Below are 20,057 nucleotides of genomic sequence, written 5' to 3'. Positions count from 1 at the left end.
GGGTGCTGAATGTCATGAAAAAAACAGGCGATATGTTTTTTAAGATTTTGGTCCCCTTTCCCCGGAGGTAAACAACGGCAGGTGATGTTTTTACTTTTAGCATCAGCGAAATATGTCACGGATATAAATTATGACAAAATCTTCACTGACTCTACGCAATTCATTCAACTTAGCAGCTTACACTGGTTCCTGTTAATCGAATCCGCTTGATCCCGGAAACGATTAATAATGGCATCCTGCCATTTCCATTCTTAAAGTTGTCCCCTTTCCCCCTCCCAATTCCCAACCGTAGCGATACGGAGGAGGGGGAATCCTTGCCAGCGTACGCTCAGACTTTTACGGAACCGCTGATTCACGTCCTGTTATTATCGGTCGATGGCGCAGTGCGTCGGTGAATCAATTGCACGCCCACCCATGTGGTGCGCGAAGGTTGTAAAGGATCGCTGGCACGCTCCCGCAGGCGGCTTAAGGCCTGACGGGAAATCTCCGCGACGTTCTGATGTAATGTACTGAGCTGATAACTGTATTGTGCTGCTTGCCGCGTATTGTCAAAGCCGATGAGCTGAAAATCTTCGGGGGCCTGCCTGCCGCGCTGACGCATACCGTCGAGAAAACCGCAAGCCAACTGATCATTCGCGCAGAAAATCCCCTGCAGCCTGTCGTCGGTGCTGATGGCGGCCTGGAAACCGCCATCGTAGCCCTCAGCGGGGGCGAAAAGCGCGTGCAAATCGCGATGCGTATCGACGCCGAGTATCCGTAACGCCTGAGAAAATGCCTCGCCTCGCATTCGCCCGGCCCAGGTTGAATCCGGGTGATTGAGCCAGCCAAAGCGCCGACAGCCAGCGCCAACCAACTGTTCTGCGGCAAGCGTGGCACCGGCGACATTATCCGAACAGACATAGTCAACGCAGGGAATATCGGGCTGGCGGTTGATGCCGACCACAGGAATTTGTTGTTGAACGCACTCGTTAACCAGCGATTCCGGCGGCTGGCCGGAGGTGACGATAACGCCGGAAACGCGGAACTGGGCGAACTGGCGCAGGGTGCGCACCAGCTCCTGCTCGCTGCGGATTTCGCTCACCAGCGCCTGAAAACCACGGAGCTGGATCTCGTTGAGCAGTTTGTCGAGCAGACTGCTGCGAAAGGGATCGCTGATGCGGGAGACGATCACGCCGATCAAATGGCTGCGTCGTCGGTTCAGCCCCTGGGCAAGAAAATTGACCTGATACCCCAGCTCTTCAGCCGCGCGCAGCACCCGTTCTCTGGTATCGGGCGAGATGCTGCCGTTATTGCTCAGAGCACGAGAAACCACCGCCCGCGAGACGCCCGCCCGTCGGGCAACATCCTGGGCGGTGACGCTCTGTTTACGCGGCGATGAAGTCATGACGAGCGCTCCGGCTGCCGGAGCCTGTACTGCAAGCCGTCGTAACTCACGAACAAGCCTTCCCACGGCAGGCAGGCGGATTTCAGGGCGGGTAATATCGCATCGTCGCAGTGGTAGAGGCCCAGCGCGGGTAAATTTAGCTGCCGGAATAGCGCCAGGCAGGAGGGAAAATCGCCGTGCGAGGCGTTATCAGCGAGCGCGGTCAGCGACGCACACTCCTGGAATGCCAGACTGGCGCCCGCCATCAGCGCGATAGAACCCGGCGTTGGCCGCCCATCGCCACTGTAAAACAGCGTTTGCCCGCCGGTGGTGATGCGAATGGCGCGGTTGGTGAGCTCATGCTGCGTTTCTGCGGTCTGAATATGCCAGTCATGCCACGTCCAGGCGTCGACGCTGTCGCGCCAGTCGATAACGAAAGGCAAGGTCGTTTGCGGCCAGTTTGCCAGTGCCGTCAACTGCATCAGTACCGGGCGCTGTTGCGGCTGGCTGTAGATAATCAACGGCTTCTGACGCGAGAAGCTCTTCCAGTAGTTGAGCAGCGCCGTCAGGCCGGTACAGTGGTCCGGGTGAACGTGGGTGAAATAGATAACGTCAATATCGTTAATATCGCCGCCGCGCTGCCACAACGCCCGCGGGATCGTCGGGCCGCAATCAATCAACCACTGCCGGTTCACATCGTCGAGAATGCGCAGCGCAGACGTGTTGTACTCGCTGGAAAAGGCGCTACCGCAGCCAAGAACATCTATTTTCATTTTCCCTCGCCAAAATTTCAGGACGCTTAATTAAATTGTCACAAATAGCCGACAAAGTAGGCTCACATCATGTCGAGTCAAGGTTGCATTTTTTTGACATTCAAATGAACACGTGTTCATCAACGTGTTGAAAATGCAGGTACAGAGATTTTGGGTATCGAATAATGAGCTATTTACAGATTTCCCGGCTAAAGATTAGCTATGGCGATAAGGTCGTTTTGCATAATATCGATCTTGGCGTTGAGAAAGGGGAAATGATTGCCCTGCTGGGCCCTTCCGGCTGCGGGAAAACAACGCTGTTAAATGCGTTATGCGGATTTATTCCGGTGCAAACAGGGGATATTTCCGTTGCCGGACGCGCTATTACCCATAGCGCACCGGAGCAACGCAATATCACTATGGTCTTTCAGAGCTATGCTCTGTGGCCGCATCTGACGGTGGCGCGTAACATTGGCTACGGCCTGAAGCTGCGTAAATGGCGGCGCGACGATATTGACCGCCGGGTGGCGGAACTGCTGCATATCGTTAACCTCAACGGTCTGTCAGACGTGAAAGTGACCGAACTCTCCGGTGGCCAGCGCCAGCGGGTTGCTCTGGCACGCGCCCTGGCGATAGAGCCGGATGTGCTGGCGCTGGATGAACCGCTCTCTAATCTTGATGCGAAGGTGCGTCTTAACGTCCGCCATGAAATAAAAGCGCTGCAAAGAAGACTGGGTTTTACTTCACTCATTGTGACTCATGATCAGCAGGAAGCGCTGGTCATGGCCGATCGCATCGCGGTGTTAAATAATGGCTGTATTGAGCAGATTGGCTCTCCTGAGGATATTTATCAGCGCCCGGCCACGCCCTTTGTGGCCGATTTTATGGGCGCGGATAATAAAATTCCCGCCAGCGAACTCTTTGCCGCCAAAGATATTTATTTCCGTGCTGCCGGGCAATATTCCGCTGAGCATTTTCGCGACCGTATTATTTATTTTCGTAGCGCCGATGCCGCGCTCGGTGAATTATCCGATAGCGCCGCGCCAGAGGGATTAACGCTTAACGGCGTGGTTGAACAAAGCGCTTTTCTCGGCCACTTATACCGCCATAGCGTGCGCTGTCACGATCGGCTCCTGCTTGCAGATTCAATACACTGCTGGCCAGCCCACGCGTTGGTCAGGCTGCACGTTCCGGCGCCCGCGCTGCATATTTTTCCTTTATCACAAGCTCATTAACGTCATCGTGTTCATTCCGGGGAGAGAACCATGTTTACGAAAACGAAAGCTGCGGTAGTGACTGCATTATTCCTGAGCTATGGCGTGCAGGCCGACACCGTTCTCCATGTCGCCACCGCAGGCGATCAGAATATGGTGGATTACGTCAAAACCTGGCTGGGACCGAAGTTTGAAGCGGCACATCCGGGCGTCAAAGTGCAGGTGATCGGTACCGGTCCAGGAGACGCCGGGTCGAACAAAATCATTGAGAAGCTGACGGCGCAGAAGGAGAGCGGCGCGCAGACCTGGGATATTGATGTGGCGGTGGTGCATCAGAAAGCCGGCGGTGAACTGGTGGAAAAAGGGCTGCTGGCGACATATCGCCAGCAGATTAAGACCGGCTCAATGGCGACTGCCGACAACGCGAAAAACGCCCTTGGGGTGAACGTCGAGGGTTACGTGATGCCGATGTTTTTAAGCCAGACCGCCATTGCCTGGAATAGCGATGTCATTAAAACGCCTCCGGCTTCCTACGATGAGCTGGTGAGCTGGGCGCAAAAAAATCCGCGCTCCTTCGGCTACAACGGCATTAAAAACGGGATGTCCGGCGTCAGCTTTGTGGTGGGCTGGATATATGCCTATGGCACCGACGCCCAACGTTTATCCTCTCTGCCCTATGATAAAAGCGTTGAGAAAAACTGGGGGCAGGCTTACGAGAAGCTGAAAGCGTTTAATAAAAACGTGACCTTCACGCCGGGTAACGCCGGGACGCTCGATATGCTGAGTCGCGGTGAAATCGCGATGGGGCCGGTATGGGTGGATATGTTCTATAGCTGGAAAGATCAGGGCAAGCTACCGCCGTCAATTAAGCTGTCTCTGCTGGCGCCCGGCATGCCTGGTCAACCGATGTACTACGTCACCCCGGCGAAAGCGGCGAACCCGCAGCTGGCGCGCGAGTTTATCGAACTGGCTACCAGCCCTGAGGTACAGGCTCAGGGGATTGTGAAGCAGTTTAACTGGTATCCGGGCATTGACGCCGAATACGTGAAGCCCAAACTCGATGGCCAGACCTGGCAAAAATTGTTTGCTGAGATTTCGCCACAGGCGCTGGCCGAATATGGCAAGAGCTTCCCGATTACGCCCTATTTTGACGATATCAAAGAAGGCTACGAAAGCCAGGTCGCCAATTAATTACCGCTGATGCTCAGGTGCGGCGGGATGTTGCCCTGAGCGTTTTTCTTGTTGCTGACGCCAGGTTTGCTATGCGTACTTCGTTGAAATATCTGCTGCTGGTTACTCCGGCCGCCCTGATGATCGCCATACTCTTTTTATATCCGCTGGGCTTCTCATTGCTTGCCGCGTTTACTGACGATGCGCAGCGGCTCACGCTGGCTCACTTTGCTAAGGTGTATGCGCTCTATTCCAGCGATGTTCTGTTTACGCTGATTATTGTGATCGCCTCTGTGGCGCTGCTGGCGGTTCTCTCTATTACCCTTTCGGCTGTGATTACGCTTTCGCCCTGTCGACCGATTGTTCGCATGCTGGGGTTTTTGTATCGCCTGCCGCTGTTTATCCCTTTTATCGTCGCTGCGCAGATGATGCGCACCTTTCTGGCCAAAAACGGCTTGATGAACAATGCGCTGGTGACGACGGACCTGTTAACTCCACTGGAAACGGTCTCCTGGTTGGGCTGGAAGGGGATCATTATCACTTTTGTCTGGAAACAGTTGGCGTTTGCCACGCTGCTTATCTGCGGAGCGATGGCCGCGCTTGAGCAGTCGCAAATTCTGGCGGCGCGTAATCTTGGCGCGTCGCGCCCGCGTATCCTGTTCGACATTATTTTGCCGCAGGTGTTGTCCGCTATTGGCGTGGCACTGGTACTCTCCACCGTCACTATGATGTCGGTGCTGTCAGTCCCGTTGATGATTGGCGTCGGCACGCCGACGATGATAACCGTAGATATGGCTTTCCGCGTTAATTCCTATGGCGATTACGCCGTCGCCAACGCGCTTGGCGTGGTATCGCTGTTGATCTGCGGAGGGCTGTCGTGGTTTTACCTACGTCATAGTCTGCGGCAAAAAGGGGGAGAATAATGAAAGAGGCAACCATGACATTATCAGGAACGCAGCTGGTAAAGGGCCGCAGAAAGCTGAGCGCCAGCCTGCCGTTACAAACGCTATTGCTGCTCTTTATGCTACTGGCGATGTTTGGCCCGCTGCTGAACTTGCTAATCTGGACGGTCGCGGAAAGCTGGTTTTTCCCGCACTCACTGCCCAGCCAGTGGGGACTGAAATACTGGAATCAGGTATTCAGTCCGTACAGTGACGTCTCCGGCTCGCTGCTGACCAGCGTGTTGATTGCCGTGCTGGCGGTGCTGGTATGCCTGCTGATCTCCATTCCGGCGGGCTACGCCCTCTCAAGACGAAGGATGCCTCTGCGGGTGTTGTTTATGCTGCTGTTTCTGATCCCGCAGGCGTTTCCTAATCTGACGGTGTATATGAATATCGCCCGACTTTTCTATCAGTGGGGGCTTAACGGGACGGTGGCCGGCGTGGTGCTGGTACACAGCGTACACGGGCTGATGTATTCGGTGTGGATTTGCGTGGCGGCTTTTTCGGCGGTTGATCCGCTGCTGGCCAGGGCTTCGCGCAATCTGGGAGCCGGGCCGATATACACCTTCTGGCATATCGTCCTGCCGCAGGCTTCGCCGGGCATTATCGCCGCCAGTATTTTTGTATTTCTTGAGTCGCTGGACGAATTTACCGGTACCTTTTTTGTCGGCGCGCCGGATATCACCACGTTGCCGCTGCTGCTGTACAACGCCAGTATGTCGGGCAACTATCAGATGTCGTCAATTACAGCGCTGATTTTGCTGGTTCCGTCGCTGCTGTTTATGTTGGTTATTCATAAAGTGATGCGTCCGGAGATGTTGTCGAAACTGGGGAAATAGCGTTAAAAAAGTGTCCTTGTGGGTAATGCTGGTCAGTTAAGTTAATTGATGATTTTGGCGAAAAGGGGCGTTTTTTCGTCCATTTTAGTCAGATGTATGTTCCGTTGACGATAGGTGGTGTGGACAGGCGTGATATCCGCTGCCTGTGAACGACCAGGGGGATGTTTCGATCGTCCCCCGGCATTGCTTCCTTGTGGGACGCTTTTTTCGATCAGGTCATGACCATTGGCCATTCCGGCGGGGTCTGGCTCATGACGTCAATCATCACGTCCTTAATATTACCCCAGATTTTTGCTGCATCCAGTAGCGTAATGCCCAACAGACCAGTGGCAAACCAGCATGCTGCGGCCAGGCCCATACAGCTACAAATCACCGCTAAACCGGCATAATCGCTTTTACGTAGCTGAATGTTTAATGAGCTGGCCAGGAACATCAACACAGCGCTCACGAGTGGCCAGCGCAGAAGTACAACACTGGTAGTAATGGAAGCCATCAACCTATCCTCAACGAAATTTGGGCACCTTTGACAACCTGATGAGACTGACGGTGACGTGGTACTCTGGCTATCTACAGGCAACTAAGACAGCAATGAAACAGTGTTCTTGTTTCACCAACTAATGTGAACTATATCACATTAGCTCTTTTATTCACCAGTCAAAAGATGTGCTTTTTTTGCGCTCATTAACCCTATTTTTTATGGCTAATGATAAAGAGATGATGCTTTCTACGACAGGCTGTCGTGGCAGGCATTTATGCAGAGGCTGAGCAACGATCGGGTCAGCCTCTGGCCTGATAAGGTGTTATCAGGCGGAAATGTGGTGGCGATAGTCGGTGGGCGTACGGTCGAATTCGCGGCGGAACACGCGTGAAAAGGTTTGTTGCGATACGTAGCCGAGATCCATCGCAATATCAAAAATAGGGCGCTGGGTGGTTCTCAGTGCTTCCGCGGCGAGCAACAGGCGGCGCTGGCGAATGTAATCCCCCAGAGTTTGATGCATGACGGCGCGGAACATCCGCTGGAGATACCATTTTGAGTATCCCGATTTTCTGGCGACTACATCAATGTTAAGCGGTTGATCGATATGTTCATCAATCCATTCAATTAGCGTTTGGATAATATCCTGATGGGACATAAAGCGGCCTCTCTCAATTCTCGATTCGTCGTTTTGTCTGCGGGCGAGTATAATTCCTCAAGTTAACTTGAGGTAAAGCGCTTTTATGGAAAAAAAATCACCCCGTATCAAAATGCTGCTGACCCCTGGTGAAGTGGCGAAACGCACCGGTGTGGCCGTCTCCACGCTGCATTTTTATGAAAGCAAAGGGCTGATCCACAGCCAGCGCAACGCCGGCAATCAGCGTCGCTACCGGCGCGATGTCCTGCGGGCGGTGGCGATAATTAAAATTGCGCAACGTATTGGTATTCCGCTGGCGACTATCGGCGAGGCATTTGGCGTGCTGCCGGAAGGGCATAAGCTCAGCGCCAAAGAGTGGAAGATGCTGTCATCCCAGTGGCGGGAGGAACTGGATCGGCGCATTCATACTCTGACCGCGCTACGCGATCAGCTGGATGGCTGCATCGGCTGCGGCTGCCTGTCACGCCGCGACTGTCCGTTACGCAACCCCGGCGATAAGCTTGGCGCAGAGGGCACCGGCGCGCGGCTGCTGCTGGAGGAGGACTCAGAAATAAAAGGGTTCAGTTAATCGGTGGTTCTGGCGAAAGTCAGAAGTTACCCGTTCGCTTACCATCCTGATTCAGACTGAAAGATTTTATTTTTATGGCCTTCAGCATCCAGATCGCCGCAGAGGGAGGCGCATCAGGAAACCTGGCGAGCACGCAGGTGCGTATCCAGAACTGGCCACCTGGCCGTTCACTCGCAGCGGATATGGCTGAGTACCCGTCGGCCTGCGAACGGTATCGTTGCGTTAACCCCTGCCGCAAAGCTTCTGAGGAACGATCCATCACTAAAGCCGATGACCGGGAAAAATTGCTATCAGCCCAATACAAAAATGTTACCGGATTGCGCATGGACGATAACGTTTGCGCATCGGCTGGTTATTTCCTGAACGTCATAAGTGAAATTTAGCGAAATTCGACAAACTTCGGTTGAAAAGGCGTATCTAAAGGCCGGATAATCGTTTGCCTTTTTATTTTGCTCATCATTTTCCCTGATGACAGGGGGAGAGCAAGGTCATTCTTCATCGTATTGTATGCGCGGAGTTAAACGTTTGCTTTTCGCCGCCTCTGGCGCTGCGAGGTTAAGCACAAGGAGATCGCGTTTAACTGGCAGTGGACGGTTCGCCACGCATCCAGACGAACGATAAAAATTCTCAGGGGACGTTTTCTATGTCTACGCCTTCAGCGCGTACCGGCGGTTCATTAGACGCCTGGTTTAAAATTTCTGCTCGCGGCAGCTCCGTGCGTCAGGAGATCCTTGCCGGTCTTACCACCTTTCTGGCGATGGTGTACTCAGTCATTGTGGTGCCGGGGATGCTTGGCAAAGCGGGTTTTCCACCCGCTGCCGTCTTTGTCTCCACCTGTCTGGTGGCGGGGGTTGGCTCGCTGGTGATGGGATTGTGGGCGAATCTGCCGATGGCGATTGGCTGCGCCATCTCGCTCACCGCCTTTACCGCGTTTAGTCTGGTTCTTGGTCAGCAGATCAGTATTCCGGTGGCGCTGGGGGCGGTCTTCCTGATGGGGGTACTGTTTACCGTGATTTCCGCTACCGGCATTCGTAGCTGGATCCTGCGCAACTTGCCGCAGGGCGTTGCGCACGGCACCGGGATTGGTATCGGTCTGTTCCTGCTGCTGATCGCCGCCAACGGCGTGGGTCTGGTTATCAAAAATCCGCTGGATGGTCTGCCGGTGGCGCTGGGTAATTTTGACAGTTTCCCGGTAATTATGTCGCTGATCGGACTGGCGGTGATTATCGGGCTCGAAAAACTGAAAGTGCCGGGCGGCATCCTGTTGACGATTATCGGCGTGTCGATTATCGGCCTGATCTTCGATCCTCATGTTCATTTCTCCGGTATTTTCGCCATGCCGTCGCTGAGCGACGACAAAGGCAACTCGCTGATCGGCAGCCTGGATATCATGGGCGCGCTGCACCCGGTCGTGCTGCCAAGCGTGCTGGCGCTGGTGATGACCGCGGTGTTTGACGCCACAGGGACCATTCGTGCGGTAGCCGGTCAGGCGAACCTGCTGGATAAAGACGGACAGATTATCAACGGCGGCAAAGCGCTGACCACTGACTCCCTGAGCAGCGTCTTCTCCGGCCTGGTGGGCGCGGCTCCGGCGGCGGTGTATATTGAATCCGCGGCTGGTACGGCGGCTGGCGGGAAAACCGGTCTGACTGCGGTGACCGTCGGCGTGCTGTTCCTGCTGATCCTGTTCCTCTCTCCGCTCTCTTATCTGGTCCCGGCGTATGCGACCGCTCCGGCGCTGATGTACGTCGGCCTGCTGATGCTGAGCAACGTGGCGAAAATCGATTTTAACGATTTTGTGGACGCGATGGCGGGGCTGATTACGGCGGTCTTTATCGTACTGACGTGTAATATTGTGACCGGCATCATGATTGGCTTCGCGGCGCTGGTCATTGGTCGTCTGGTGTCCGGCGAGTGGCGTAAGCTGAATCTGGGTACGGTGATTATCGCTGCGGCGTTGGTTATCTTCTATGCCGGTGGCTGGGCGATTTAACTTTTTGTTTAACGATGGGCGGCGTTAGTGCTGCCCGTTTAATTTTTAAACCACATCCTGTTTCCTTTTGCGTTAATCTGAGTAGCGTATTATTTCGGGACATGACGTCTCAGATGTAAAAAAAGAAAACGCCGCAAACAGGGAACACATGGAAATATTCTTTACCATACTCATCATGACCCTCGTGGTCTCTCTCTCCGGGGTGGTTACACGCGTACTGCCCTTTCAGGTTCCACTACCTTTAATCCAGATCGGCATCGGTGCGCTGTTGGCCTGGCCAACCTTCGGGCTGCATGTCGAGTTCGATCCTGAGCTCTTTCTGGTGCTGTTCATTCCGCCGTTGCTGTTTGCCGATGGCTGGAAGACCCCAACCCGCGAGTTCATTGAGCACGGGCGAGAAATTTTTGGCCTGGCGTTGGCGCTGGTACTGGTGACGGTGGTCGGTATTGGTTACCTCATCTACTGGATCGTGCCGGGTATCCCGCTGATTCCGGCGTTCGCTCTGGCGGCGGTACTGTCGCCGACGGATGCCGTGGCGCTGTCCGGGATTGTTGGCGAAGGGCGTATTCCGAAAAAAATCATGGGGATTTTGCAGGGCGAAGCGCTGATGAACGACGCTTCCGGCCTGGTCTCCCTGAAGTTTGCCGTTGCGGTGGCGATGGGCACGATGGTTTTTACCGTCGGCGGTGCGACGATGGAGTTCCTCAAAGTGGCGGTCGGCGGTATTCTCGCGGGTTTCATCGTCAGCTGGCTCTACGGGCGCTCGATGCGCTTCCTCAGTCGCTGGGGCGGGGATGAACCGGCAACGCAGATTGTGCTGCTGTTCCTGCTGCCGTTTGCTTCTTACCTGATCGCTGAACATATCGGTTTTTCCGGGATCCTGGCGGCGGTGGCCGCGGGGATGACCATCACCCGTTCCGGCGTGATGCGCAGCGCCCCGCTGGCGATGCGCCTGCGCGCCAACAGCACCTGGGCGATGCTGGAGTTTGTGTTTAACGGCATGGTTTTCCTGCTGTTGGGCCTGCAGTTGCCGGATATTTTGTCCAGTTCGCTGGTGGCCGCAGAAGCGGATCCGAACGTCGAAACCTGGATGCTGTTTACCGATATCATCCTGATTTACGCCGCCCTGATGCTGGTGCGTTTTGGCTGGCTGTGGACGATGCGTAAACTGAGTCAGCGTTTTCTGAAAAAGAAACCGATGGAGTTTGGCTCCTGGACCGACCGCGAGCTGCTGATCTCTTCCGTCGCCGGAGTGCGCGGGGCGATTACGCTCGCCGGTGTGCTGTCGATTCCGCTTCTTCTGCCGGACGGCAACGTCTTCCCGGCGCGCTATGAACTGGTGTTTCTTGCCGCCGGGGTGATTCTGTTCTCTCTGTTTGTTGGGGTGATCGCGCTCCCGATTCTGCTGCGTCATATCGAATCGAGCGACCACGTACAGCAGCGCAAAGAGGAGCGTCTGGCGCGAGCGGCGACGGCGGATGTGGCGATTGTCGCGATTCAGAAAATGGAAGAACGGCTGGCTGCTGATACCAAAGAGAATATTGATAATCAGCTGCTGACCGAGGTCAGTTCGCGGGTGATTGGTAATTTGCGCCGCCGCGTCGACGGACGTAATGATGTTGAAACCTCCATGCTGGAAGAGAGCCTTGAGCGCCGGTTCCGTCTGGCGGCGCTGCGTTCAGAGCGCGGGGAACTGTATCATCTGCGTGCGACCCGGCAGATCAGCAACGAGACGCTGCAGAAGCTGCTGCATGACCTCGACCTGCTGGAAGCGCTGCTTATTGAAGATCAGTAACGCATAATCGCCGCGCCGCTGACGATGTGCTGATGAACCCCGGCCTGCGGGCCGGGGAAAGAGAGCGCATTTAATGTGCCTGACCGCGTTCGATGCCGATACCGGTCTGCGAACGGATAAACTGGGCGCGGAACAGTGCGCGCTCCCGCACGCCTTCTTCTGAGGCGTCGGTGGCTGAGAAAAACCAGATACCGATAAAGGCGATGGCGATGGAGAACAGCGCCGGATATTCATACGGGAATATCGCCTTCTCGTGACCAAGAATCTGTACCCAAATGGTCGGGCCGAGGATCATCAGAATCACCGCGGTCAACAGACCTAACCAGCCGCCAACCATCGCCCCGCGGGTCGTCAGCTTCGACCAGTACATCGACAGCATAATGATGGGGAAATTACAGCTGGCGGCAATGGAGAACGCCAGACCGACCATAAACGCGATGTTCTGTTTCTCGAACAGAATCCCCAGCAGGATCGCCACCACGCCGAGGATCAGCACGGTAATCTTCGAGACCTTCAGTTCCTGACGTTCCGTTGCGCCTTTGCGGAATACGTTAGCGTACAGGTCATGGGAAACCGCCGACGCCCCCGCCAGGGTTAAACCGGCAACCACCGCCAGAATGGTGGCGAAGGCGACCGCCGAGATAAAGCCGAGGAACAGGTTCCCGCCAACCGCATCCGCCAGATGCACCGCGGCCATATTACTGCCGCCGATAAGCTGCCCGGCGGCGTCTTTAAACGCCGGATTCGCACCTACCAGCATGATTGCGCCGAAGCCGATAATAAAGGTCAGAATGTAGAAATACCCCATAAATCCGGTGGCGTAGAATACGCTTTTACGCGCCTCACGCGCATCGCTTACGGTGAAGAAGCGCATCAGAATATGCGGCAGGCCCGCAGTGCCAAACATCAGGCCAAGTCCGAGCGACAGCGCCGATATCGGGTCTTTTACCAGTCCGCCGGGGCTCATAATCGCCGATCCTTTAGGATGGACGGCCATCGCTTCAGTAAACAGATTATTGAAGCTGAAGCCGACGTGTTTCATTACCATAAAGGCCATAAAGCTGGCGCCGAACAGTAGCAGAACGGCTTTGATGATCTGTACCCAGGTCGTCGCGAGCATGCCGCCGAACAGCACATACAGCACCATCAGCACGCCAACCAGCACCACCGCAACATGGTAGTTGAGGCCGAAAAGCAGTTGAATCAGTTTACCCGCGCCGACCATCTGGGCGATCAAATACAACGCGACCACCACCAGTGAACCGCAGGCGGAAAGGGTGCGAATCGGCCCCTGTTTGAGACGATAAGAGGCGACGTCAGCAAAGGTGTAGCGCCCGAGGTTACGCAGGCGTTCGGCGATCAGGAACAGAATAATCGGCCAGCCGACAAGGAAACCGAGGGAGTAGATCAGCCCGTCATAGCCAGAGGTGTAAACCAGTGCGGAAATACCGAGGAATGACGCCGCCGACATAAAGTCGCCGGCAATGGCCAGCCCGTTCTGGAGGCCGGTAATATTGCCGCCAGCTGTGTAGTAGTCGCTACGCGAACGCACGCGTTTTGACGCCCAGTAAGTGATATACAGCGTCAGGGCGACGAAAATCAGGAACATGATAATCGCCTGCCAGTTGGTCGGCTGACGCTGTACCGCGCCGGTGATGGCATCCGCTGCCTGAGCGGTAAAAGGGAGTGTGGCGGCAAGCGCCGTCAAAACTTTCTTCATGATGCTTTCACCTCGCTGAGAATGCTCTTCGTCAGTTGGTCAAATTCACCGTTTGCCCGCCAGACGTAAATTCCGGTGAGTACGAAAGAGATAACGATCACGCCGATGCCAATCGGAATACCGCGGGTGACGCTGGTTCCCGCATGCAGCGGCGTGCCCAGCCAGCCGGGTGCGAAAGCAATAAGCAGAATAAAGCCGACATAAATCACTAACATAATCAGTGACAGAATGGTGGCAAATCTTTGTCGGGTGGCGACAAGCTCCCTGAAATGCGCACTATTCTCTATTCGCTGACACATTTGATCGTTCATCATCGCGTCTCCAGAGGTTCCCTTTTGTCATCCACGCGCCAGAAATCGGCAACACGCATCCACCCGGCAGTGACATGTCGGGGAGCCGCCTGTTTACCGCTTTCCTGCTACCTGAAATCCTTAGGGGTGTTATTTATATTCTCTCCCCGAAGGGAGAGGTTGTAGGGGATCGGTTGGTTTATGATGGCATCGCGATGGCCTGCTTCTCTTCGAGCAGTTTATCCACCACCCCAGGATCGGCCAGCGTTGAGGTATCGCCGAAGTTACTGGTATCGCCTGCGGCAATTTTGCGCAAAATGCGGCGCATAATTTTGCCGGAGCGGGTTTTCGGTAAGGAGTCGGTCCAGTGCAGCACATCCGGCGTCGCCAGCGGGCCGATCTCTTTACGCACCCAGTTACGTACTTCGGCGTACAGCTCCGGGGTCGGTTCTTCACCGTGGTTTAGCGTCACGTAAGCGTAGATGGCCTGGCCTTTAATGTTATGCGGAATGCCCACCACCGCCGCTTCGGCGATTTTGGGATGCGACACCAGTGCGGATTCGATTTCAGCAGTGCCCAGACGGTGGCCGGAAACGTTGAGTACGTCATCCACGCGGCCGGTAATCCAGTAGTAGCCGTCTTCGTCACGGCGCGCGCCGTCGCCGCTGAAGTACATATTTTTAAAGGTGGAAAAGTAGGTCTGCTCGAAGCGCGCATGGTCGCCAAACAGGGTGCGCGCCTGACCCGGCCAGGAGTCGGCGATCGCCAGGTTGCCCTCTGTCGCGCCTTCCAGCGGTATCCCTTCGTTATCTACCAGTAGAGGCTGGACGCCGAAGAAGGGGCGCGTGGCGGAACCCGCTTTGAGCTCAATGGCGCCCGGCAGGGGGGTGATCATAAAGCCACCGGTTTCGGTCTGCCACCAGGTATCCATTACCGGGCACCTCTCGTTGCCAATCTTCTTCCAGTACCACTCCCAGGCCTCCGGGTTAATGGGTTCGCCCACGGAACCGAGAATGCGCAGCGAAGAGCGGTCAGTACCCTCGATAGCCTTATCGCCTTCGGCCATTAATGCGCGAATTGCTGTTGGCGCGGTATAGAGGATGTTGACCTGATGTTTATCCACTACCTGACACATGCGCGCCGGGGTCGGCCAGTTCGGTACGCCTTCGAACATCAGCGTCGTTGCGCCGCAGGCCAGCGGGCCGTAAAGCAAGTAGCTATGGCCGGTGACCCAGCCGACATCGGCGGTACACCAGTAGATATCGCCAGGATGGTAATCGAAAACGTATTTAAAGGTTGTCGCCGCATAGACCAGGTAGCCGCCGGTGGTGTGCAGTACACCTTTAGGTTTACCGGTCGAGCCGGAGGTATACAGAATAAACAGCGGATCTTCGGCGTTCATCGCTTCCGGCTGATGTTCGGCGCTGGCTTTCTCGATCAGATCGGCCCACCACAGATCGCGACCTTCCTGCCAGTCGATTTTTCCGCCGGTCCGTTTGAGCACAACCACATGCTCAATGCTTTTCACGTTGGGATTTTTCAATGCATCGTCGACATTCTTTTTCAGCGGAATGGCACGACCGGCGCGAAGTCCTTCATCAGACGTAATGACCAGACGGGAATTGGAATCGATGATGCGACCGGCGACCGCTTCCGGCGAGAAACCGCCGAAAATCACCGAGTGGATAGCGCCAATGCGGGCGCAGGCCAGCATAGCCACCGCCGCTTCGGGCACCATCGGCATATAGATCGCCACGACATCGCCTTTTTTGATCCCGAGATCGAGCAGGACGTTGGCAAAGCGGCAGACATCACGGTGTAGCTCGCGATAAGTGATGTTTTTGCTTTCGCGGGCATCGTCACCTTCCCAGATGATGGCGGTCTGGTCGCCGGATTCCGCCAGATGGCGATCGAGACAGTTAGCGGCCAGGTTCAGGGTACCGTCTTCATACCATTTGATGGAAATATTGCCCGGGGCGAACGAGGTGTTTTTAACACGAGTGTAGGGGGTGATCCAGTCAAGGATTTTACCCTGTTCACCCCAGAAGACATCAGGGTCGGTGACGGACAACTGGTACTGCGTCTGATACTGTTCCGGGTTAATCAGGCAGCGTTCTGCAATATTAGTGGGAATAGAGTGTTTATGTATTTGGCTCATGGCTTTTTTTCTCCTCTGAATTGTTAAATATATGTCAAGTAAACGTTAAGGCCAGGGGCTTTGACGGCTTTGTTTGCTATTTGGGGGGCAGATCACGCATTGATTAAACTGAATGAAAAGCAATCAAATGAAACATTGACATGAAATAATTTCTTGAGGGAATTTATAGAAATTGAGTTGAGTAAATATTTTTTATAACAAATAGTTATGCATACTAATCCGGCAATATAAGCGGATTTATGCAGAAAACCAGTGTAATCCCCGGTTCTTAAAGACTTGCGCAGCATACCGTGCAAATGATACTGATATTGCGCGTTAAATAACCCTATAAAACAACGCAACACAATTCATACCCTTTTCAGTGGGTACCGTTATCTTCTGGAATGGTGCCTTTCATTGAGGAAGTCTGTAGTGAAGAAAAAAACGAAAGTCAGCCTGGCCTGGCAAATTTTGCTGGCTCTGGTGCTGGGCATACTGCTGGGAAGTTACCTGCATTATCACGCCGACAGTCGTGAGTGGTTAACCTCGAACCTGCTGACCCCGGCGGGTGATATCTTTATCCATCTGATTAAAATGATCGTCGTACCGATTGTGATTTCGACCCTGGTGGTCGGCATTGCTGGCGTGGGCGATGCAAAGCAACTGGGTCGTATCGGCGCGAAAACCATTATCTATTTTGAAGTGATCACCACGGTGGCGATTGTGCTGGGGATCACCCTCGCGAACGTTTTCCAGCCCGGTGCCGGGATTGATATGTCGCAGCTGGCGGCAGTGGATATTTCAAAATATCAAAACACCACCGCGGAAGTGCAGAGCCACGCGCATGGTCTGATGGGCACGATCCTCTCACTGGTGCCGACGAATATCGTCGCCTCCATGGCGAAAGGCGACATGCTGCCGATCATCTTCTTCTCGGTGCTGTTTGGCCTCGGCCTTTCCTCGCTGCCCGCTACCCATCGTGAACCGCTGGTCACCGTGTTCCGCTCAATCTCTGAAACCATGTTCAAAGTGACGCATATGGTGATGCGCTATGCGCCGGTCGGTGTGTTCGCGTTGATCTCGGTGACCGTGGCGACTTTCGGTTTCGCCTCCCTGTGGCCGCTGGCAAAGCTGGTGATTCTGGTTTATTTCGCGATCCTGTTCTTCGCGCTGGTGGTGCTCGGTATGGTGGCGCGGGTATGCGGACTGAGCATCTGGATCCTGATCCGTATTCTGAAGGATGAGCTGATTCTGGCGTACTCTACCGCCAGCTCTGAAAGCGTGCTGCCGCGTATTATCGAGAAGATGGAAGCCTATGGCGCACCGGCGTCGATCACCAGCTTTGTGGTGCCGACCGGCTACTCGTTTAATCTTGATGGTTCGACGCTGTATCAGAGCATCGCGGCGATCTTTATTGCCCAGTTGTACGGTATCGACCTGTCTATCTGGCATGAGATTACCCTTGTGCTGACGCTGATGGTGACCTCGAAAGGGATTGCGGGCGTTCCGGGGGTTTCCTTTGTGGTGCTGCTGGCGACGCTGGGCAGCGTGGGGATACCGCTGGAAGGTCTGGCCTTTATTGCCGGTGTGGACCGTATCCTTGATATGGCGCGTACTGCGCTGAACGTGGTGGGTAATGCGCTGGCGGTGCTGGTGATCGCTAAGTGGGAACACAAATTTGACCGCAAAAAAGCGCTGGCGTATGAGCGTGAAGTGCTGGGTAAATTTGAGAAGACCGCCCAATAGCCCCCTGGCCCGGTTAATGCGCCGGGCGTTATGTGAGGCCCGTTAAGCGAATGACCGGGATTTTTATGCAGCGACGCTTGCTGGCGTGAATGTCTCGTGTCAACAAATTCAGGCGGAATTTTACGCAAGCGGCGCCAGCCCTTTGCCCGGACGACGAGAAATTTGCCGTCCGGGCAGGCGCGAAGCGCCGCCCCGTAAAGGTCAACTGATTAACCGATCGCGCTCTCGCGCAGGCGGGTTTTCAGCTTGTTGTACTCATCAATCACATACTGCTCGGCGGCACGCTGATCGGCAATCGGCGTAACGTTGACGGCGCAGTATTTGTACTCTGGCGTTTTGGTTATCGGGCTCAGGTTCTCGGTAACCAGTTCGTTACAGGCGCCAATCCACCACTGGTAGGTCATATAAACCGCCCCTTTATTCGGACGATCGCTGACCTGCGCACGGGTGATAATACGGCCTTTGCGTGAGTTAACCCACACCAGTGACTCATCCTCAATACCCAGACGCTCAGCGTCGGCGGTATTGATTTGCGCATAACCGGGTTCATCCGCCAGCGCGGACAGCGCCGCGCAGTTGCCGGTCATCGAACGACAGGAGTAGTGACCGACTTCGCGCACCGTCGATAGCACCATCGGATACTCGTCGGTGAGCTTGTCAATCGGGGCCACCCAGTCGCAGGTGAAGAACTGCGCCAGACCGTTCGGGGTATCGAACTTCTCTTTAAACAGATAAGAGGTTCCCTGATCGGCATCGGACTCATCGCGGCACGGCCACATGATGTAGCCCAGTTCGCCCATTTTCTCGTAGGTGGCGCCGTAGAAATCCGGGCACAGATGACGCAACTCATCCCAGATCTCCTGGGTGTTGTTGTAGTGCATCGGGTAGCCCATCCGGGTCGCGATCTCGCTGATAATCTGCCAGTCGGTTTTCAGGTCCCACTTCGGCTCAACGGCTTTAAAGAAGCGCTGGAAGCCGCGGTCCGCTGCGGTATAGACGCCTTCATGCTCGCCCCAGGAGGTGGACGGCAGAATGACATCGGCCGCGGAGGCGGTTTTGGTCATGAAAATATCCTGGACGATAACCAGATCCAGCTGTTCAAACGCTTTACGCACGGCGGACAGCTCGGCGTCGGTCTGGAGCGGATCTTCTCCCATAATGTACGCCGCCCGTACTTCGCCGTGCTCCACGCGGTGCGGCAGTTCGCTGATGCGATAGCCAGTATGCGCCGGCAGGCTCTCGACTCCCCAGGCTTTGGCGAACTTCTCGCGATTTTCCGGGAACTTAACATACTGATAGCCCGGATAGGTATCCGGCAGCGCCCCCATATCACAGGCACCCTGAACGTTGTTCTGGCCGCGCACCGGGTTGACGCCGACGCTTGGCTTACCGAGGTTGCCGGTCAGAATGGCCAGACTGGTCAGGGAACGTACGGTCTCCACGCCCTGATAGAACTGGGTGACGCCCATGCCCCACAGTATTGCGGCGGATTTTGCGTTAGCGTACATGCGGGCGCAGGCGCGAATATCCTGGGCGCTGACGCCGGTAATCTCTTCCACCGACTCCGGCGTATAGCCTTCGACGATTTTGCGATACTCCTCGAAGCCTTCGGAACGGTTGGCGACGAAAGATTTATCGTAGAGATCCTCTTCAATAATGACATGCCCGATGGCGTTGAGCAGGGCGATGTTCGAGCCATTTTTCAACGCAATGTGCATATCCGCGATGCGCGCGGTTTCGATTTTACGCGGATCGCAAACGATGATTTTCGCCCCGTTGCGTTTGGCGTTAATCACATGATTCGCCACAATAGGGTGCGAATCTGCCGGGTTATACCCGAAGATAAATACGAGATCGGTGTTATCAATCTCGGTGATGGCATTACTCATGGCGCCGTTACCGACCGACTGGTGCAGACCTGCAACCGAAGGGCCGTGTCAGACGCGAGCGCAGCAGTCAACGTTATTGGTTCCAATAACGGCGCGCGCGAATTTTTGCATCACATAGTTTGTTTCATTACCCGTCCCGCGGGACGAACCGGTAGTCTGAATCGCGTCCGGACCATACTTCTCTTTAATGGCGCTGAGACGGGTGGCAACATAATCAAGCGCCTCGTCCCAGGAGACGGATTCCAGTTTGCCGCCACGCTGGCGACGGATCATGGGGGTTTTCAGGCGCGGGGTCAGGATCTGGGTGTCGTTAATAAAATCCCAGCCATAATAGCCTTTCAGACACAGGGTTCCCTGATTGGTTTTCCCCTGAGCCGCCTCTGCCCGAACGATTTTGCCGTTATCGACCACCAGATTGATTTTGCAACCTGATGCACAATACGGACACACCGTGACGACTTTTTTCATCGGTCTTGCTCCAGTTAATCAATTGGCGCATTTGCGCTA

16 protein-coding genes are annotated in these 20,057 nt (G+C 55.0%); 8 read left to right on the top strand and 8 right to left on the bottom strand.

Annotation, left to right across the window (positions count from 1 at the left end; genetic code table 11):
- Positions 1–352: 352 nt before the first annotated feature.
- Both FN037_RS18950 and FN037_RS18945 read right to left on the bottom strand, forming a co-directional pair.
- Positions 353–1,384: a LacI family DNA-binding transcriptional regulator gene (locus FN037_RS18950; protein ID WP_142502958.1), complete on the bottom strand. Its 1,032-nt coding sequence runs from the start codon at positions 1,382–1,384 to the stop codon at positions 353–355.
- Positions 1,381–2,136: an MBL fold metallo-hydrolase gene (locus FN037_RS18945; RefSeq protein WP_142502957.1), complete on the bottom strand. Its 756-nt coding sequence runs from the start codon at positions 2,134–2,136 to the stop codon at positions 1,381–1,383. The genes FN037_RS18950 and FN037_RS18945 overlap by 4 nt, the downstream gene beginning before the upstream one ends.
- 164 nt (positions 2,137–2,300) lie before the next feature.
- Here FN037_RS18945 and FN037_RS18940 point away from each other — a divergent pair, with 164 nt between their 5' ends.
- The 4 genes from FN037_RS18940 to FN037_RS18925 all read left to right on the top strand — a co-directional run bounded on the left by FN037_RS18940 (position 2,301) and on the right by FN037_RS18925 (position 6,279).
- Complete coding sequence (locus FN037_RS18940) at positions 2,301–3,350, top strand: ABC transporter ATP-binding protein (protein ID WP_142502956.1); 1,050 nt, start codon at positions 2,301–2,303, stop codon at positions 3,348–3,350.
- Positions 3,351–3,380: 30 nt separating this feature from the next.
- Complete coding sequence (locus FN037_RS18935) at positions 3,381–4,520, top strand: extracellular solute-binding protein (RefSeq protein ID WP_142502955.1); 1,140 nt, start codon at positions 3,381–3,383, stop codon at positions 4,518–4,520.
- A 71-nt stretch (positions 4,521–4,591) separates the two neighbouring features.
- Positions 4,592–5,422 carry an ABC transporter permease gene (locus FN037_RS18930; RefSeq protein ID WP_142502954.1) on the top strand — a complete coding sequence of 277 codons (831 nt, stop codon included), beginning with the start codon at positions 4,592–4,594 and terminating at the stop codon, positions 5,420–5,422.
- Entirely contained in the window at positions 5,422–6,279 is an 858-nt protein-coding gene (locus tag FN037_RS18925) for an ABC transporter permease (protein WP_185929286.1), read from the top strand. The genes FN037_RS18930 and FN037_RS18925 overlap by 1 nt, the downstream gene beginning before the upstream one ends.
- A gap of 211 nt (positions 6,280–6,490) precedes the next feature.
- On the opposite strand, the gene FN037_RS18920 is transcribed toward FN037_RS18925, so the two are convergent.
- Positions 6,491–6,772 (bottom strand): YjcB family protein, encoded by a 282-nt coding sequence (locus FN037_RS18920; protein ID WP_138358348.1) that lies wholly within the window; start codon positions 6,770–6,772, stop codon positions 6,491–6,493.
- A gap of 310 nt (positions 6,773–7,082) precedes the next feature.
- Positions 7,083–7,412, bottom strand: a complete 330-nt coding sequence (gene soxS, locus FN037_RS18915) for a superoxide response transcriptional regulator SoxS (RefSeq protein WP_138358350.1) — start codon at positions 7,410–7,412, stop codon at positions 7,083–7,085.
- 85 nt (positions 7,413–7,497) lie between these two features.
- Here soxS and soxR point away from each other — a divergent pair, with 85 nt between their 5' ends.
- The 3 genes from soxR to FN037_RS18895 all read left to right on the top strand — a co-directional run bounded on the left by soxR (position 7,498) and on the right by FN037_RS18895 (position 11,768).
- Positions 7,498–7,980, top strand: a complete 483-nt coding sequence (gene soxR, locus FN037_RS18910; RefSeq protein WP_138358352.1) for a redox-sensitive transcriptional activator SoxR — start codon at positions 7,498–7,500, stop codon at positions 7,978–7,980.
- 643 nt (positions 7,981–8,623) lie between these two features.
- Positions 8,624–9,973 carry an NCS2 family permease gene (locus tag FN037_RS18900; protein ID WP_138358354.1) on the top strand — a complete coding sequence of 450 codons (1,350 nt, stop codon included), beginning with the start codon at positions 8,624–8,626 and terminating at the stop codon, positions 9,971–9,973.
- A 148-nt stretch (positions 9,974–10,121) separates the two neighbouring features.
- Entirely contained in the window at positions 10,122–11,768 is a 1,647-nt protein-coding gene (locus FN037_RS18895) for a Na+/H+ antiporter (protein ID WP_138358356.1), read from the top strand.
- A gap of 70 nt (positions 11,769–11,838) precedes the next feature.
- Here the strand turns inward: FN037_RS18895 and actP are convergent, their stop codons facing one another.
- From actP to acs, 3 genes are all read right to left on the bottom strand, one after another.
- Entirely contained in the window at positions 11,839–13,488 is a 1,650-nt protein-coding gene (gene actP / locus FN037_RS18890; RefSeq protein WP_142502953.1) for a cation/acetate symporter ActP, read from the bottom strand.
- Complete coding sequence (locus FN037_RS18885; protein WP_142502974.1) at positions 13,485–13,799, bottom strand: DUF485 domain-containing protein; 315 nt, start codon at positions 13,797–13,799, stop codon at positions 13,485–13,487. The genes actP and FN037_RS18885 overlap by 4 nt, the downstream gene beginning before the upstream one ends.
- A 178-nt stretch (positions 13,800–13,977) precedes the next feature.
- A complete protein-coding gene (gene acs, locus FN037_RS18880; protein ID WP_142502952.1) occupies positions 13,978–15,936 on the bottom strand; it encodes an acetate--CoA ligase in 1,959 nt (652 codons plus the stop codon).
- Positions 15,937–16,347: 411 nt separating this feature from the next.
- On the opposite strand from acs, the gene gltP reads away from it, so the two are divergent.
- Positions 16,348–17,661 (top strand): glutamate/aspartate:proton symporter GltP, encoded by a 1,314-nt coding sequence (gltP, locus tag FN037_RS18870; RefSeq protein ID WP_138358362.1) that lies wholly within the window; start codon positions 16,348–16,350, stop codon positions 17,659–17,661.
- A gap of 209 nt (positions 17,662–17,870) precedes the next feature.
- Here gltP and fdhF read toward each other — a convergent pair whose 3' ends face one another.
- Positions 17,871–20,018 (bottom strand): formate dehydrogenase subunit alpha, encoded by a 2,148-nt coding sequence (gene fdhF / locus FN037_RS18865; RefSeq protein ID WP_138358364.1) that lies wholly within the window; start codon positions 20,016–20,018, stop codon positions 17,871–17,873.
- Positions 20,019–20,057 lie beyond the last annotated feature (39 nt).

It is taken from the genome of Klebsiella sp. 2680 (assembly GCF_900198535.1).
In the GTDB taxonomy this organism is placed as follows: Bacteria; Pseudomonadota; Gammaproteobacteria; order Enterobacterales; family Enterobacteriaceae; genus Klebsiella; species Klebsiella indica.
Note: the sequence above shows the minus strand (reverse complement) of the source record. Positions and strands in the feature narration are given on the sequence as shown.

Coding starts and splice junctions, on each gene's coding strand:
- FN037_RS18950 (WP_142502958.1), bottom strand. CDS start 1,384: ATGACTTCATCGCCGCGTAAACAGAGCGTCACCGCCCAGGATGTTGCC.
- FN037_RS18945 (WP_142502957.1), bottom strand. CDS start 2,136: ATGAAAATAGATGTTCTTGGCTGCGGTAGCGCCTTTTCCAGCGAGTAC.
- FN037_RS18940 (WP_142502956.1), top strand. CDS start 2,301: ATGAGCTATTTACAGATTTCCCGGCTAAAGATTAGCTATGGCGATAAG.
- FN037_RS18935 (WP_142502955.1), top strand. CDS start 3,381: ATGTTTACGAAAACGAAAGCTGCGGTAGTGACTGCATTATTCCTGAGC.
- FN037_RS18930 (WP_142502954.1), top strand. CDS start 4,592: ATGCGTACTTCGTTGAAATATCTGCTGCTGGTTACTCCGGCCGCCCTG.
- FN037_RS18925 (WP_185929286.1), top strand. CDS start 5,422: ATGAAAGAGGCAACCATGACATTATCAGGAACGCAGCTGGTAAAGGGC.
- FN037_RS18920 (WP_138358348.1), bottom strand. CDS start 6,772: ATGGCTTCCATTACTACCAGTGTTGTACTTCTGCGCTGGCCACTCGTG.
- soxS (WP_138358350.1), bottom strand. CDS start 7,412: ATGTCCCATCAGGATATTATCCAAACGCTAATTGAATGGATTGATGAA.
- soxR (WP_138358352.1), top strand. CDS start 7,498: ATGGAAAAAAAATCACCCCGTATCAAAATGCTGCTGACCCCTGGTGAA.
- FN037_RS18900 (WP_138358354.1), top strand. CDS start 8,624: ATGTCTACGCCTTCAGCGCGTACCGGCGGTTCATTAGACGCCTGGTTT.
- FN037_RS18895 (WP_138358356.1), top strand. CDS start 10,122: ATGGAAATATTCTTTACCATACTCATCATGACCCTCGTGGTCTCTCTC.
- actP (WP_142502953.1), bottom strand. CDS start 13,488: ATGAAGAAAGTTTTGACGGCGCTTGCCGCCACACTCCCTTTTACCGCT.
- FN037_RS18885 (WP_142502974.1), bottom strand. CDS start 13,799: ATGAACGATCAAATGTGTCAGCGAATAGAGAATAGTGCGCATTTCAGG.
- acs (WP_142502952.1), bottom strand. CDS start 15,936: ATGAGCCAAATACATAAACACTCTATTCCCACTAATATTGCAGAACGC.